This window comes from Streptomyces sp. NBC_01294 (assembly GCF_035917235.1).
Taxonomy (GTDB): Bacteria; Actinomycetota; Actinomycetes; order Streptomycetales; family Streptomycetaceae; genus Streptomyces; species Streptomyces caledonius.
The window spans coordinates 1,520,889-1,535,497 of record NZ_CP108423.1 but is presented as its reverse complement, the minus strand read 5'-3'; the positions used below and the strand labels follow the sequence as shown (position 1 = coordinate 1,535,497).

Sequence of the window (14,609 nt, the reverse complement as noted above, 5' to 3'; positions counted from 1 at the left end):
CATGATGCGCCGGATCGCGCGGGCCCCCTGGGAGCTGCTCAAGCGGACCTTCGGCTGGCTGGTGCTCTTCGAGGCCAGGAACAAACTCCTGCTGGCCCCCTCCGCCCTGCGGCTGCGGCGCTTCGAGGACACCGAGACCGCCCGCCTCGCCGCCGTCCTCGTACGGCCCCCCGCCGCCCGCGTCGCCACCGTGATCGCCACCCACCGGCGCCCCGAGGCCCTGCGCGCGGCGGTCCGCTCGGCACTGGGGCAGACCGTGACCGACCAGGTGGTCATCGTCGTCGACGACGGCGCCGGACTGCCCGGACTGCCCGCCGACCCAAGGCTGTTCGCGGTGTCCCTGGCCCGCAACACGGCGACCGCCGGAGTCGTGCGCAACGTGGGGATCCGGCTGACGAGGTCGCGCTACGTGGCCTTCCTGGACGACGACAACCTGTGGGAGCCCGACCACCTGGAGCAGGCCCTGGCGGCCCTGGAGCCGGCCGGCGGGCCCGACGCCGTCTACACCGCGCTGCGCAGGGTGCTGCCCGACGGCACGGAACGGGACGTCCTGTCGGTGCCCTTCGACCGGCGCCGCGCCGCCCACGAGGCCTTCCTGGACACCAACGCCTTCGTGGCGCGGCGCAACCGGTCCCTGTACTTCAGCCGGCTGCGCCGCACCCCCGAGGTGCTGCCCCGCGAGGACTGGGAGCTCGTGCGCCGCTACGCCCGCCGCCACGAGGTGCGCCACCTGCCCCGCCCCACCGTCCGCTACCTGGTCAACCCGGACAGCTTCTACACCGCCTGGGACGGGCCGGCGCCCACCGGCTGATCAGGGCCCGGGAGTCGCGCGCAGCGCGGACGGGCTCGCCAGGGCGCGGGCGGCCGCCAGACTGGCCGGGCGGCCGAGCGCCGCCCGCGAGGTCTCCCGCAGCAGGACGGCCGCGCGGAAGGCGGCGGTCGCCGCGGCCCCGTGCCGGCGCTCGTAGAGCCGGACCCGGTTGAGCGTCAGCAGGGTCCACAGCCGCGGCGACACCTGCGAGTCCCCGCCGAGGTGGGTGGCCGAGGCCGAGGGCTCCAGCCGGGTGACGAAGCCGCGGTCCCGGGCCCGCAGGCAGAACTCGGTCTCCTCCGAGTAGAGGAAGAACGATTCGTCCCAGGGCCCGCACGCGGCCAGGCACTCCCGGGACACCGCCATCAGCGCGCCGGTCGCCCAGTCGGCGACCGTCGCCCGCTCGTACGCCGACGGGGCGGTGACCAGCTCGCTCCAGCGCGGGAAGCGCCCGGCCCGGCGGTTGCCCAGCACCGCCTCGCCGAGCGCCCGGGTCACGCGGGACTCGCGGCGCAGCGAGTACAGGAGCGTGCGGCCGTCCTCCTCGTACAGCAGCGGGACACTGATCCCGACCCGGCCGCCGCCGGGCACGACGGCGTCGAAGGCGTCCACGAGCACCTTGGCGCAGCCGCGCCGCATCCGGACGTCGGGATTGGACACCAGGGCCGCCCGGAAGCCGCCCTCCCATCCGGCGGCGGCTCCGAGGGCGGCGTTCACCCCGGCCGCGTACCCGGCGTTGCGGCCGGTCTGGACGACCGTCGCCTCCGGGGCCAGGGAGCGGACCACGTCCACGGTGTCGTCGGCCGAGTCGTTGTCGGCGACGACCAGGCGCCAGTCCGTCCCGGCCATGCCCTCCGGCAGCGAGGCGAGGAACTCCGGAATCACCGCGGCGCTGTTCCAGGTGACGACGACGACGGTTACGGGACCGGCTGCCTGTGCTCGGGCCGGCGGGACGGGGCGGCGGGGTGCGGGGCGGCTGAAGGACATGGGGACTCCACGGTGCGGGGCTCCGGCGCCGCGCGCCGGATGAAGCCGAGGTAACTGCCTCCGGCGGCGATCGTCAGGAAGAACATCCCGGCGAACATCGGGAAGCTGAGGGCGTCGAAGGTGGCGCTGATGACCAGCGAGACGAGGGCCGAGGCGAAGAACGCCTGCCCCAGCTCCCGGTCGGACTCGGTGCGGGCCAGCCGTCGGATGGCGCCGCCCTGGTGGATGCCGGTGAACAGGAGGACCAGGAGCGCGAGCAGCCCCACGAGGCCCATCTCCGCCAGGGTGAGCATGTACTGGTTGTCGGTGAAGAAGAAGAGCTCCGGCAGGAAGGTCCCGAAGCCCCGCCCGAACAGCGGGCGTTCTCCGAGGTACGGGACGATCGCGCTGTACTTGACCGTCCGGGCCTGGGTGCTGCTGTCGGAGTTCGTCAGGAAGGAGCCGAACAGGGTGGTGATGGTGCCGATCAGCCCGGGGACGATCACCTTGAAACAGGCCACCGAGCCCAGCAGCAGACCGATCGCGGCCCACCGCCGCTCCGGCTTCCAGCGCAGCACCATCACCAGGACCACGATCAGCGCGCCGATGATGGAGGTCCGCGACACCGTCAGCGGCAGGGCGCCGCCCATCAGCACCACGGGCCCCCAGCGGCGCAGGGCGCTCAGGTGCCGCCGTACCGGATCGAAGGCCTGCTGCACGGCGAAGGGCAGCAGGATGGCGAGCATCCCGCCGAACTCCAGGGGCTGCGCCGTGGTGGAACGCGGCCGGGTGAAGGAGCCGCGGTCCAGGGTGGTGATCTGGGCGACGCTCGACTGGAGGCCCGGGATGCTGATCTTGTCGGCGATGTTGGTCGCGGTGAAGAAGTCGTAGTAGCCGATGGCGGCCACCACCGCCCCCATCACGACGGCCCGGCGCAGCAGGACGTCGAGCCGGTCCCGGTCCTGGATCCCGGCGGAGACCAGCACCACCAGGGACACCCAGACGAGCAGCCCGATCAGACCGCGGTCCGCCGCCAGGACCTCCTTGTGCGAGCTGCCGCGCGTCGCGTTCGCGAGGTAGGAGGCCAGGACGGAGAAGGCCAGCAGACACATCACCACCCGGGGCAGCCGGGTGCCGGCGGCCGGCCGGAGCCGGCCGGTGAGCCAGGCCGCCAGGTACCAGAACAGGCACAGGAGCGCGAACACGTTGGCCGGGGTGCCCACCCCGCCCATCCCGGGCAGGGTCAGGTTCGAGGGGATGAAGAACGCCAGCGCCAGATAGCAGCTGAGCAGGGCGGTCGCGTCCAGCTGCCGCCCCCACGGCTTGCGTCGGCCGCGTCCCCGCGTCCCGGCGGCCGAGGCGGCCGCAGCGCGCCTGCGGGCGAGCGCAGCCAGCACGCTGTCCGTCAGGAAGGACAGCGTGAACGCGCTGGTGGTGCCGAGGATGACGACGCCCAGCACCTGCTGGTAGCGGCTCTTGAGCTGCGGCACCGGGGTCTGCGGCAGCACCACGGGGGCGGTCTGCACGAAGTACGCGGGCTTGACCTTGGCGGCCGCCTGCAGTGCGTTGAGCTGCTCCCCGGCGAAGGCGGTGAGCGTGTTCGTCTCGTCGAGCACCTTCGAACGGTCGGTCCCCGTGACGGTCAGCGTGATCACCGGGCCCGAGGTGTTCGCGGCGAACCCGACCGTGTAGGGATCGGTCACGCCGAGGCCGTACAGGTCCCGCGCCGCGTCCGTGCCCGACAGCGTCCTGATCAGCACGTCCGCGGTCACGACGAGCGTACCGCCGGCGTTGGAGATGGGATTGCCGAAGGCGGGGGCCAGTTCGGCCACCGCCGTCGAGTCGAGCAGCGCCACCGAACTCTGCGACTGGTACGACACCGGCACCGACCGGTACAGGTGCAGACCCGCGAGGAGACTGATCAGCGTGAGGGGCACCATCACGTACCAGCGGCGGCGCAGCACCGCGACGATCTCACCGATGCTCACGAACACCCCCCGCAGGGCGCCCAATTGATGGCGGACCTACCCGTGTCCTGGAAAGATCGGTCACGACGGAAGGAATCCCCGTGTCGCCTGGTGAGTTGGTCCGTGCGCTGCGTCGGCGCTGGTACGTCCTGGTCCTGGCCGCGGTGCTCGCGGCCGCCGGAGCGGTGCAGGTGCTCCACCCCACCCAGACGTACCTGAGCACGGCGATCGTGGTGGTCAAGCCGCCGGTGACCGACAACCAGCCCAACCAGCTGGCCAATCTGCAGCCGCCGCTCGCCGCCGTCTCCTACGCGGCGGTCCAGCAGCTGGGCTCGCCCGCGGGGGCGGCCGAGCTCCGCGCCGCGGGAGTCCGCGGCACCTACCGGCTGATCCCGCGCAACAGCGGGACCAGCGTCACCCCCCGCTACCTGATCCCCTCGCTGCAGGTCCAGGCGGAGCAGTCCGACCCCGCCGCCGCCGACACGGCCGTCCGGAAGATCATCGAGATCTACACGAAGCACCTGACGGACATGCAGACGCAGCAGGCCATCCCGGAGCAGGCGCGGATGAGCGTGACCCTCCTCGTGCAGCCCACCGCCGTGGCGCAGACCGGCACCAAGAGCCGGGGCCTCGCCGGGGTGGCGCTGCTGGCCGCGGTCGCCGGCGTCGCGGCGGCGCTGTGGTCCGACCAGCTCCTGACCCGCCGAAGCCGGCGCCGGCGTACGGACGCCGACGCCGGAGCCGGGCCGGGAGCCCCGGCCGAGGAGCCCGAGCCGGCGCCCCTCGTCGGGGCGGCCCGCTGAACGGAGCCGGGGGGTGAACCGAGGGCGCATCAGATCCCTCGGCGCTTCCAGGATCGCCACCACAGCCACTCCCGCCCCCGGTCGGCGACGGCCGAGAGCACCAGCGGCTGGAGGTACGGCATGACACGCGCCCCGACCCGCCGACGCCTGCGCAGCGCCCGGTACTCGGCCAGCGACGTGTAGCCCCCCGGCAGGCACTCGGCGGCGAACTCCACAAGCTCGTCGACCGGCACCAGCGCGGTGCGTCCCCGGTCGTAGGCCCGGTAGGCGCGCCGCAGCGCGTACCGGGCGAGCCGGGTGCGCGCCGCCACCGACAGCCGGTCGGCCCCCGGGAGCAGGTCGGCGCACTTGTCGAGCACCGAGTCGAAGGCGACGAGGCGCTGGCGCAGGTCGTCGAGCTGCCCGCCGAAGTCCGTGGTGGACATGTTGTTGCCGTGGACGCGGTAGAAGGCCTGATCGGCGCCCCGGACGTAGCCCACGTCGGCGTGCGCCGCGAGCCGCATCCACATCTCGATGTCGCCGGCGTGCGGCAGCTCCGGATCGTAGCCGCCGACCTTGCGCTGGAGACTGGTCCGGACGACCACCTCGGGTGAGGTGATGCACCCGGTGCCCTCCCGGAACCGCCGCTCCAGCCACCACCGCCCGGGGTAGACCACCGACCCCGTGCTGTGGGTACGGGCCGCCGGCAGCGGCCCGCCGTGCCGGAAGCGCAGCGGCCTGCCGTAGGCGAAGCCCGCCTCCGGATGGGCGTCGAGCAGGGCGGCGGCGCGCACCAGGGCCCCGGGTACCAGCCGGTCGTCCGCCGACAGCAGGGCGACGTAGTCCCCGTCGGCCCACTCCAGCAGCCCCTCGTTGTAGGTGGCGATGTGCCCCTGGTTGCGCGCGTGGACCCGTACCTCGATCCGCGGGTCGGCGGCCGCGAGAGCGCGCGCGACCTCCGCGGAGTCGTCGGGCGAGGCGTCGTCGATGATCAGTACCCGGACGTCCACGCCCTCCTGTTCGTCCAGGACGCTCTTGACGCAGTCGGCCAGGAAGTGGCCGTACTTGTAGCAGGGGATCACCACGCTGACGGTGCTCACGGGCCGGACACCTCCGTGGAGCCCGACTGGATGCCGGACGGCAGGGTGGTGGTGAAGATCGGGCCGACCCAGTAGTTCACGGAGCCGAAGGTGTTCGAGGGGAAGGCCGTGGCCGACCCGTACTTGTAGAGGCCGTTGGCGCTTCCGGCCGCGTCGGCCGGGGCCATCAGCGGGTAGGAGCGGTGCGCGCCGCTGAAGTAGCCGCCGTCCACCGAGTAGTTGCCGTTCGGTGCGTGGTAGGAGGCCACGTACGTGGTGCCCGCCGTGATGGGCACGGGCGTGGCGAACTGCAGCTGCTGCCAGCCCGACAGGGTCTCGCTGCCGAAGGTTCCGGTGGCCAGCAGCGTGCCGGAGGCCGACCACAGGCTGCCGGTGTGCGTACCCGTGTTGCCGGGACCCTTGTAGAAGGTGACGCCGGTGATGTAGCCGTTGACCGCGGACTGGAAGCGGGTGCCCAGTTCCACGGAGTTGGCGTCGTCGCCCACGTTGGCGGTGCTCGGTGTCGCGGTACCGCTCCACAGGGTGCAGGGGCAGTTCACCGTCGGCGGGCTCGCGCTGGTCGTGAAGTTCCAGGTGACCGGCGCGGCCATGGCGTTGCCCCACAGGTCGGATGCCTGGACGGACGCCGTGTAGGCGGTGTTCAGGGCGAGTTCGGACGAGGGGGTGAAGGTGGCGCTGTTCGACGCGCCCAGGGTCTTGGTGCCCGGGACGGTCGCGCCGCCGGAGTCCTTCACCGTGAACACGAGCGAGTCCGCGTCGACGGCGGTGCTGAAGGTGGCCGTCACCGCCGCCGTGATCGGGGTGCCGGTCGCCGCGGACTGCGGCGAGGTCGAGGCGACCGTGGGCGGGGTCGTGCTCGCCGTGGAGGTGTCGAGGACGGCGTCCACCCAGTAGTTGCTGCCGGACGCGGCTTTGTTCGGGAAGCCGCCCGTGCCGCTGTAGCGGTAGACGCCGTTTCCGCCGTCGGTGCCGCTCTTGAGCGCGGTGAGCGGGGCCAGCCCCGCGTCGCCGCCCGCGAAGGTGTTGTCGAAGGAGTAGCCGCCGTGCGGGGCGAAGTAGGAGGCGATGTAGGTGGTGTTCGGCTTGACCGGCACCGGGGAGGCGAAGTTCAGCTGCTGCCAGCCGGACGCCGTCTCGTTGGTGAAGGTGCCGGTGGCCAGGCGCTGGCCGGTGCTGCTCCACAGGCTGCCCGTATGGGTCCCGCTGTTGGCGGGGGACTTGTAGAACCGGACACCGGTGATCGAACCGGCCACCGAGGAGCGGATCTTCACGCCGAGTTCGACGGCGCTGCCGTCACCGGCGTTGACCGTGCCCGGCACGGCCGCGGCCGGCCAGATGGTGCAGGGGCACTGCTGGGGCCCGACCGTCAGGGGAACCGTGGTGGTCGCGCCGATGTTGACGCTGTCGTCCACCGCGCGCACCTTGACCTGCACCGCGCCCGGGGCGGTCGGGGTCCACTGGTAGCTCCAGGACCCGAGGCCCGTGGTCGCCTTCCAGGTGGTCCCGCCGTCGGTGGACACCTCCACGCGGGCCACCACACCGCCGCCGGTGTCGGCCGCCGTGCCCGTGACGGTCACGGGACGCAGCGCCGGCACGGTGGCGTTCGCCGCCGGGCTGGTCACGGTGACGGCCGGGCCGACGGTGTCCGTGGACGCGGTGGAGGCGACCAGGTCGGTCTGCAGCGACTTGGGCTGGACGCCCATGTCGGCGAACACGTTCACCGTGGCCTGCTGCATGCGCTTGTCCGCGGTGACCACCGCGTCGTCCGGATTGCCGGTGGGCATGTTGGTCAGGCCCCAGGACCACTGCACCGTGCCCGCGCCGAACACCAGGGCGTTCGAGGTCTGGTCGCGGAAGGCCACCAGGCTGTGCGTCGCGGTGCCGTTCCCGTACGTGTTGCCGTAGTCCTTCAGGAGCTTGCCGTCGTCGATGTCCACCGTGGTGGACGACATCTGGATCTGCCCGGCCGGCCGGCTGGCGTTCTCCACGTCGCTGTCCCACTCGTAGCCGAGCGTGCCGGTGGGGAAGGTGGCGGTCTGCGAGGGCGTGAGGTTCGCGACGCTGGTGTTGCGCCACAGCCGCTGCTTCGCGAAGGTCCCCGGCACGGTGATCGCGTCACTGCGGTAGCCGTTGACGCTGAACATCGAGCCGGTCAGCTGGTTCTGCGGCTGGAAGGGCCGCCCGCCCGTGGCGCTGGCCGGGTCCATGAAGGTGCCCGTCCAGATCCCGCTCGGGTCGGGGATGCCGTTCGGCTGCGGGAAGGACAGCTTGGTCTCCTTGTACGAGACCAGCGTCCGGTTCGGGGTGGAGGCGCCGTCGATGCTCGGGGCGAGGCGGGTCTTCCAGAAGATCTCGTTGCCGCTGAAGTACGTCTGGTGGACCCCGGCCCGGCGCGCGTTCAGCGCGTTCGTGAACTGGTCCTGGGTCCAGTACTCGTCGTGCCCCGAGGACAGGAACACCTTGTGGTTGCGCAGCAGGGTCCCGCCGCGGACCGACATGTCGATCCCGGACATGTAGCTCACGTCGTAGCCGTTGCGCTCCAGCCACGACACCATCTGGAACTCGGACCCGTAGATCCCGTTGTCCCCGCCGATGTCCATGGGCCGGTTGTAACTGACCTCGTACGCACGGCCGTCCGGGGCCGGGCCGCCGCCGTCGTACAGGTCCTGGCCGCCGTAGTTGTTGTACGCCTGCCAGGTCTGGTCGCTGGTCTGCACGACGACGTCGGAGTGGCTGGAGTCGTTGCGGACGACGAACGGGTAGGGCATCACGCCGTTGCCGTCCGCCTGGTCGAAGTTGACCACGTACAGACCGGAGACGGCGTCGGCCGGCACCGTCCACGTCGCGGTGACGGGCCAGTTGCCGCAGTCGACCAGGCCGGTGGAGGCCTTGGTGGTGCAGGCGGCCGGGCTCGCGCCCGGCGCGAAGTTCGCCGGGTACGTCTGCGCCGCCTGGGCCGCGGTCGACAGCAGGCGGGCCCCGGTGCCTCCGTAGTGGCCGAGGCGGTAGACGGAGACGCGGTACGGCGTCGGCGACTGGATCTTGAACTGCACGGTGTCGCCCGCCTGGACGCTCGTCTGGGCGGGGAACCCCTTGATGTCGCCGTACGCGCTGGGCGCGAACCACTCCTCCATCGGGGTGCCCGGCTTGGAGTTCTCGCACACGACCGCGTTCGTGGTGGGACCGCAGGGATCGGCCGCACCGGCCACCGCGGCCGGTGGCAGGACCGTGGCCATCAGGGCCGCGACCACGGTGAAGAGACCGTGCCGCAGCAGCCTTGTCCGTCTGTTCATCTGGACCTCATCGTTTACGTCAGCACGCGGGGGGTCAGTGCAGGGCGCCGGAGAGCGCGTCCACGACCCGCTGCTGTTGGGCAGCGGTGATCTGCGGGAAGAGGGGGAGGGAGAGCATCCTGTCGGCGGCCCGCTCGGCGTGCGGGAAGTCGCCGCGGCCGTGGCCGAGGTGGCCGAAGGCCGGGGTGAGGTGGACCGGGGCCGGATAGTGCACGCCCGCGCCGATGCCCTCCGCGTTGAGCTTGCCGACGACGGCGTCGCGGTCCGCTCCGGCGACCCGTACGACGTACAGGTGCCACACGTGGACGTTGCCCGGCGCCGTGACCGGCAGGGTCACCCGGCCGGCGGCGGCGAGTTCGCCCAGCAGGGCGTCGTAGCGGGCGGCGGCGGCCCGGCGGGCCGCGTTCCCCTCCGCCAGCCGGGCCAGCTTCGCCCGCAGGACCACGGCCTGCAGACCGTCCAGCCGGCTGTTGAACCCGGCCACGTCGTGCCGGTACTTGGCGACGCCGCCGTGGTTGGCCAGGGCCCGGACCAGCTCGGCGCGCTCCTCGTCGTCGGTCACCACCGCGCCCGCGTCGCCGTACGCGCCCAGGTTCTTGCCCGGGTAGAAGCTGGTCGCGGCGATGCCCCCGCTGCCGGGGGAGCGGCCGTCCCGGGTCGCGCCCTGGCTCTGCGCGGCGTCCTCGACGACCTTGACGTGCGCGGGCAGCCCGGCGGTGAGTTCCGCGGTGGCGGCGCACTGCCCGTACAGGTGGACCGGGACCACCGCGCGGGTGGCCTTGCCGACCGCCTCCAGTGCGGCCCGCGGGTCCATCAGCAGGGTGTCGGGGAGGCAGTCGACCAGGACCGGCCGGGCGCCGATCCGGGCGACGGCGCCCGCGGTGGCGATGAAGGTGTTGGCGGGCAGCACCACCTCGTCGCCGACGCCGACCCCGCTCGCGCGCAGGGCCAGTTCGAGGGCGTCGGTGCCGTTGGCGACGCCCACGCAGTGGCCGACCCCCGCGAAGTCGGCGTACTCGCGCTCGAACGCACGGACCTCCGCGCCGCCGATGAAGGCGGTGTCGGCGAGCACGCGGTCGAAACCGGCCCGTAATTCCTCGGCGACCTCGGCGTGCGCCGCCTTCAGGTCGACGAGCGGTATCTGGTTCATGCGACTGGGCTCCCCATCCGTGTCTCCGGCCGCAGGCCGGTTCCGATCCCGTTGCTGCCGTCCGGCCGGCCGGACGAGGCCGGCCCGCCGGGTGTGGCCGGCCGGTCGTGTGACCCCGGCCCGCCGGGTGACGCGGGTCCGTCGGACGTGGCCGGTCCGTTGTCCGACCCCGGCCCGTCGTGCGTGGCCGGTCCGTCGTGCGGAGGCGGGTCCGGCCGCCCTTCGTCCGGTGCCGCCGCCGCGGCGTGCAGTTCGCCGAGCGCCGGCGGGTCCGCCGCGCGCAGCCGGCGGGCCGGGCTCCCCGCCCACACCTCGCCGGCTGGCACGTCGGCGAGGACGGTGCTGCCCATGCCGGTCAGCGACCAGGCGCCGACCCGCACGGATTCGCGCACCAGTGCCCCCGCCCCCACGTACGCACCGCGTTCCACCCGCACCCCGCCGCCGAGGCGCACCCCGGAGGCCAGCGTCGCGAAGTCGCCGACCTCGTCGTCGTGGGTCAGGACGGTGTGCGGCATCACCGCCACGTGCGCGCCGACCCGGACGGCCGCGGTCAGCACGCAGTGCGCGAGCAGCACCGAGCCCGCGCCGACGACGGAGGACGCCGACACCACCGCCGTGGGGTGGACCACCGTCGCGTAGCGGTCGGCGGGCAGCCCCAGGCGCCGCACCAGGCGGGCCCGTACGGCGTAGTCGCGCGGACTGCCCACGCAGACCACCACCCGGGCCGCCGGCAGCGCGTGCACCCGGTCGCAGCCGCCCAGCACCGGCACCCCGTCGACGTCCCGGCCGTGCAGGGCCGGATCGTCGTCGAGGTGGCCGGCGAGCCGCCAGCGCGGAGGGCGGCCGCGGGCCACGTCCGCGGCGGCCGCGTCCCGGACCGCCTGGGCGGTCTCCCGGGCGAACCCGCCCGCGCCGACGATCAGCAGGTCATCGGTCCGGGGCCGTGGCCCGCTCATTCGCCGGCCTGTTCGCGGAGCACCGCCACCACCCGGTCCTGCTCGTCCTGCGTCATGGTGTGGAACAGCGGCAGGATCAGGGAGTCGCGGCTGATCCGCTCCGTCACCGGCAGCGGCGCCGCGCCGTGGCCCGCGTACGCCGGCTCCAGGTGCGAGGCCATGATCCCGCGCCGGGCCGAGATCCCGGCCTCGGAGAGCACCGCGAGCAGCTCGTCCCGGCCGACCGGGAAGTCCTCGGCCAGCAGCACCCAGTACGACTGGAAGTTGCCCTGGCCGTGACCGGGATCCCGCACCGGGCGCAGGCCGGGGACCTCGCGCAGGAGCTCCGCGTACCGGGCCGCCAGCGCCCTCCGCCGGGCCACGATCTCGTCCAGCCTGCCAAGCTGCACCAGGCCGACCGCGGCCTGGATGTCGGTCATCCGGTAGTTGTAGCCGACTTCCAGATAGCTCTCGGCGATCGGCTTGCTGCTCGCGTGCCGCTGGGCGGCCGACACGTTCATGCCGTGCTCGCGCAGCCGGCGCAGCCGCTCCGCCCACTGCGCGTCGTCCGTGGTCAGCATGCCGCCCTCGCCGGTGGTGATCACCTTGCGGGGGTGGAAGGACCAGGCGGCGAGCAGGGCGCCCTGCCCCACCGACTTGCCGCCCACCGTCGCGCCGATGCCGCAGGCGGCGTCCTCCACGAGGGCGACGTCCCAGTCGGCGCAGGCCGCGCGCAGGGCGTGCACGTCCGCGGGCACCCCGCCCTGGTGGACGGCGAGCACCGCCTTCGTCCGCGGCGTGCGGACCGCGTCCACGGTGGCCGGGGTCAGGTTGCCGGTGGCCTCCTCGACGTCCGCGAACACCGGCCGCGCGCCCACGTAGCGCACCGCGTTGGCGGTGGCGATGAAGGACAGCGAGGGGACGACCACCTCGTCGCCCGGGCCCAGGTCCAGCGCGATGAGGGCCAGGTGCAGGGCGGTGGTGCACGAACTCACCGCGATGCCGTGCTCGGCGCCCACCCGCTCGGCGAAGGCCCGCTCGAAGGCGGCGACCCGGGGGCCCTGGGCGACCCAGCCGGAGAGCACCGCGTCGGCAGCGGCCTGCGCCTCCTCCTCGCCCAGCCACGGCACCATCACCGGGATCCGGGGCGGGGCGGCGTCCGGGGCGGCGTCCGGGGCTCGCAGCCGGTCCGGGGCGGCCGGGGCGGCCTGGGTGTTGACGGGTGCGTCGTCGGGTGCGCTGTACGGCGCGCTCATCGGCCCGTCTCCGCGGCCGCGTCGGCGGCGCGCTCGGCCCGCCACCAGTCCACCAGGTCCCGCAGCCCGCCGCGCAGGTCGATCTCCGCCGTGAAGCCGAGGCGCGCCGCGGCGTCCGAGGTGTCCGCGAGCCGGCGGGTCACCCCGTTCACGGCGCGGGCCGGCCCGTGCTCCGGCACCAGGCCGTCCGCGCCCATCGCCTCCAGCAGGCCGAGCGCGAGGTCGAGCAGGCTGGTCTCGGTCCCGCTCGCCACGTTGAACACCTCGTCGGTCAGGTCCGACTCGGCGGCCAGCAGATTGGCCCGCGCGATGTCCCTGACGTGGACGAAGTCCATGGTCTGGGTGCCGTCGCCGAGGATCAGCGGCGGCTCGCCCGCGGCGATCTTCTCCATCCAGCGGATCAGCACCTCGGTGTAGAGCCCGTGGATGTCCATCCGGGGGCCGTACACGTTGAAGTAGCGCAGCGCGACGTAGTCCAGCCCGTACATGGAGTGGAAGCTGCGCAGCATCCCCTCGTTGAAGGCCTTCGCCGCGCCGTAGAAGGTGTCGTTGTTGTACGGGTGGTGGCGCTCGGTGGTCGGGAAGGCCTCGGCCAGCCCGTAGACCGAGGCCGAGGACGAGGCGATCACCTTGCCCACCCCGGCGGCCGCCGCGGCCTCCAGCACGTTGAACGTGCCGTCCACCATCACCTCGTTCGCCAGCCGCGGCTCCTCCGCGCACTGGGTGATCCGGATGGCGGCGAGGTGGAACACCAGCTCGGCGCCATCCGTCGCCTTGCGCACCGCCGTCACGTCGCGGATGTCGCCCTCGACGACGTCCACCACGCCGCTCGGCAGGGCGCGGGCCAGGTTGGCGGTCCGCCCCCGGACGAAGTTGTCGAGCACCACGACCTCGCGTGCCCCGTTGTCCACCAGCAGGTCCACCAGGTGCGAGCCGATGGTGCCCGCTCCGCCGGTGACCAGAATCCTCTTGCCTCGTACGCTGCTCAACGCCCTGCCCCCACTGAATCAATCGGTCGTGGTCCTGCGTGTGAAACGGCCCGCGCATGCCTGCGGACGGCCCGCGAACGCCCGCGCATGCCTGCCGACAGACAGCCCGCGGACGGCCTGCGAACGGCCCGCGAAAGGGCCTGCGAACGGCCCGAAAGGGCCTGCGAACGGTCAGCGCCCGGTGCGCAGACCGACGACCGCGCCGCGGAACTCCAGGCTCCGGGAGGCCGCTTCGAGGATGTCCAGCACCTGCAGTCCGGCCCGGCCGTCGGTCAGCGCCGGCCGTCCCGTGCTGATCGCGGCGGCGAACTCCTCGACCATGCTGCGCAGCGCTTCCTTCTCCCCGATCGCGGGCGCCACCATGTCGCCGGTCCGGTAGGAGACGAGCATGTCGCGGCGCTCGTCGGCGCCGATCTCCTGCGGGGCGCTCAGCTCCACCCCGCGGTCGAACACCGCGACGCGCTGGGAGGGGTTGAGGTCGTCCCACACGAGGGTGCGCTTGGAGCCGCCGACCATGGTGGTGCGCACCTTCGTCGGGGACAGCCAGTTGACGTGCACGTGCGCGATGGCGCCGGTGCTCAGCTGGAGCGTCAGATAAGCCACGCAGGACTGTCCGGCCCCGATCGGATCGGCTCCGTGCGCGGCGACCGCGACGGGCCGGACGTGGTCCGGGAGGATGAAGTCGAGGACCGACAGGTCGTGGGGGGCCAGGTCCCACAGGACGTCGACGTCCTTCTGGACGAGCCCCAGGTTGATCCGTACCGAGTCCACGAAGTGGATCTCGCCGAGCTCGCCGGAGCGGACCATCTCCCGGATGCGGCCCACCGCCGGCGTGTAGCAGTACGTGTGGTCGCACATCAGGGTGAGGCCGCGTTCCTCGGCCTCGTTCACCAGCCGCAGCCCGTCCTCGTACGTGGCGGCCAGCGGCTTCTCCACGAGGACGTGCTTGCCGGCGCGCAGGGCGGCCAGTGCCACCTCCAGGTGCGTGCCCGCGGGGGTGGCCACGGCGACCGCGTCGACGGCCGGGTCGGCGAGGACGGCCGCGTAGTCCGAGGTCGCCTGGACCGTGGAGTACCCGCCCAGCACCTGCCGGGCCCGGTCCACGTCCAGGTCGCAGAGCCACCGCAGCCGGAACTGCGGACTGGACTGGAAGTTGCGCACGAGATTGGGGCCCCAGTAGCCCGCCCCGACCACGGCGACACCTAACGGCTCCGTCCGCCCCGCGTCCTTCGCGCCGTCCTTCACAGTGCTGGGCTCCACAGCGTTCCCCTTCCCTCCGAGCACGCCGCCTGGCGTGTCGACAACTCGTCGCCGGGACGCGTGAGATGGAACGGAAAGCCGTCGACGGCAGGCCGGACGC

At 73.1% G+C, this 14,609-nt stretch carries 11 protein-coding genes; 2 read left to right on the top strand and 9 right to left on the bottom strand.

Going from position 1 to position 14,609, the window contains the following annotated elements; all coding sequences use genetic code 11:
- The first annotated feature begins 1 nt into the window (after position 1).
- Entirely contained in the window at positions 2-811 is an 810-nt protein-coding gene (locus tag OG534_RS07065; RefSeq protein WP_326587217.1) for a glycosyltransferase family 2 protein, read from the top strand.
- Here the strand turns inward: OG534_RS07065 and OG534_RS07060 are convergent, their stop codons facing one another.
- Together OG534_RS07060 and OG534_RS07055 are read right to left on the bottom strand one after the other, a co-directional pair.
- Complete coding sequence (locus OG534_RS07060) at positions 812-1,798, bottom strand: glycosyltransferase family 2 protein (protein WP_326587216.1); 987 nt, start codon at positions 1,796-1,798, stop codon at positions 812-814.
- Positions 1,729-3,765 carry an O-antigen ligase family protein gene (locus OG534_RS07055; protein ID WP_326587215.1) on the bottom strand — a complete coding sequence of 679 codons (2,037 nt, stop codon included), beginning with the start codon at positions 3,763-3,765 and terminating at the stop codon, positions 1,729-1,731. The genes OG534_RS07060 and OG534_RS07055 overlap by 70 nt, the downstream gene beginning before the upstream one ends.
- Positions 3,766-3,845: 80 nt before the next feature.
- Here OG534_RS07055 and OG534_RS07050 point away from each other — a divergent pair, with 80 nt between their 5' ends.
- Positions 3,846-4,547: a Wzz/FepE/Etk N-terminal domain-containing protein gene (locus OG534_RS07050; protein WP_326587214.1), complete on the top strand. Its 702-nt coding sequence runs from the start codon at positions 3,846-3,848 to the stop codon at positions 4,545-4,547.
- Between the two features lie 29 nt (positions 4,548-4,576).
- Here OG534_RS07050 and OG534_RS07045 read toward each other — a convergent pair whose 3' ends face one another.
- The 7 genes from OG534_RS07045 to OG534_RS07015 all read right to left on the bottom strand — a co-directional run bounded on the left by OG534_RS07045 (position 4,577) and on the right by OG534_RS07015 (position 14,509).
- The gene (locus tag OG534_RS07045; RefSeq protein ID WP_326587213.1) at positions 4,577-5,626 is read right to left on the bottom strand and encodes a glycosyltransferase; all 1,050 of its coding nucleotides are present in this window, start codon (positions 5,624-5,626) and stop codon (positions 4,577-4,579) included.
- Positions 5,623-8,919 carry a DUF4082 domain-containing protein gene (locus OG534_RS07040; protein ID WP_326587212.1) on the bottom strand — a complete coding sequence of 1,099 codons (3,297 nt, stop codon included), beginning with the start codon at positions 8,917-8,919 and terminating at the stop codon, positions 5,623-5,625. Before OG534_RS07040 ends, OG534_RS07045 begins: the two co-directional genes overlap by 4 nt.
- A gap of 34 nt (positions 8,920-8,953) precedes the next feature.
- Complete coding sequence (locus tag OG534_RS07035) at positions 8,954-10,069, bottom strand: DegT/DnrJ/EryC1/StrS family aminotransferase (protein ID WP_326587211.1); 1,116 nt, start codon at positions 10,067-10,069, stop codon at positions 8,954-8,956.
- Positions 10,066-11,025 carry an acetyltransferase gene (locus tag OG534_RS07030; protein WP_326587210.1) on the bottom strand — a complete coding sequence of 320 codons (960 nt, stop codon included), beginning with the start codon at positions 11,023-11,025 and terminating at the stop codon, positions 10,066-10,068. Before OG534_RS07030 ends, OG534_RS07035 begins: the two co-directional genes overlap by 4 nt.
- On the bottom strand, positions 11,022-12,260 hold the full coding sequence (locus tag OG534_RS07025) for a DegT/DnrJ/EryC1/StrS family aminotransferase (RefSeq protein ID WP_326587209.1): 1,239 nt from the start codon (positions 12,258-12,260) through the stop codon (positions 11,022-11,024). The genes OG534_RS07030 and OG534_RS07025 overlap by 4 nt, the downstream gene beginning before the upstream one ends.
- The gene (locus tag OG534_RS07020) at positions 12,257-13,249 is read right to left on the bottom strand and encodes an NAD-dependent epimerase/dehydratase family protein (protein ID WP_326587208.1); all 993 of its coding nucleotides are present in this window, start codon (positions 13,247-13,249) and stop codon (positions 12,257-12,259) included. Before OG534_RS07020 ends, OG534_RS07025 begins: the two co-directional genes overlap by 4 nt.
- Positions 13,250-13,420: 171 nt before the next feature.
- Positions 13,421-14,509 carry a Gfo/Idh/MocA family protein gene (locus OG534_RS07015; RefSeq protein ID WP_326587207.1) on the bottom strand — a complete coding sequence of 363 codons (1,089 nt, stop codon included), beginning with the start codon at positions 14,507-14,509 and terminating at the stop codon, positions 13,421-13,423.
- Positions 14,510-14,609: the final 100 nt, after the last annotated feature.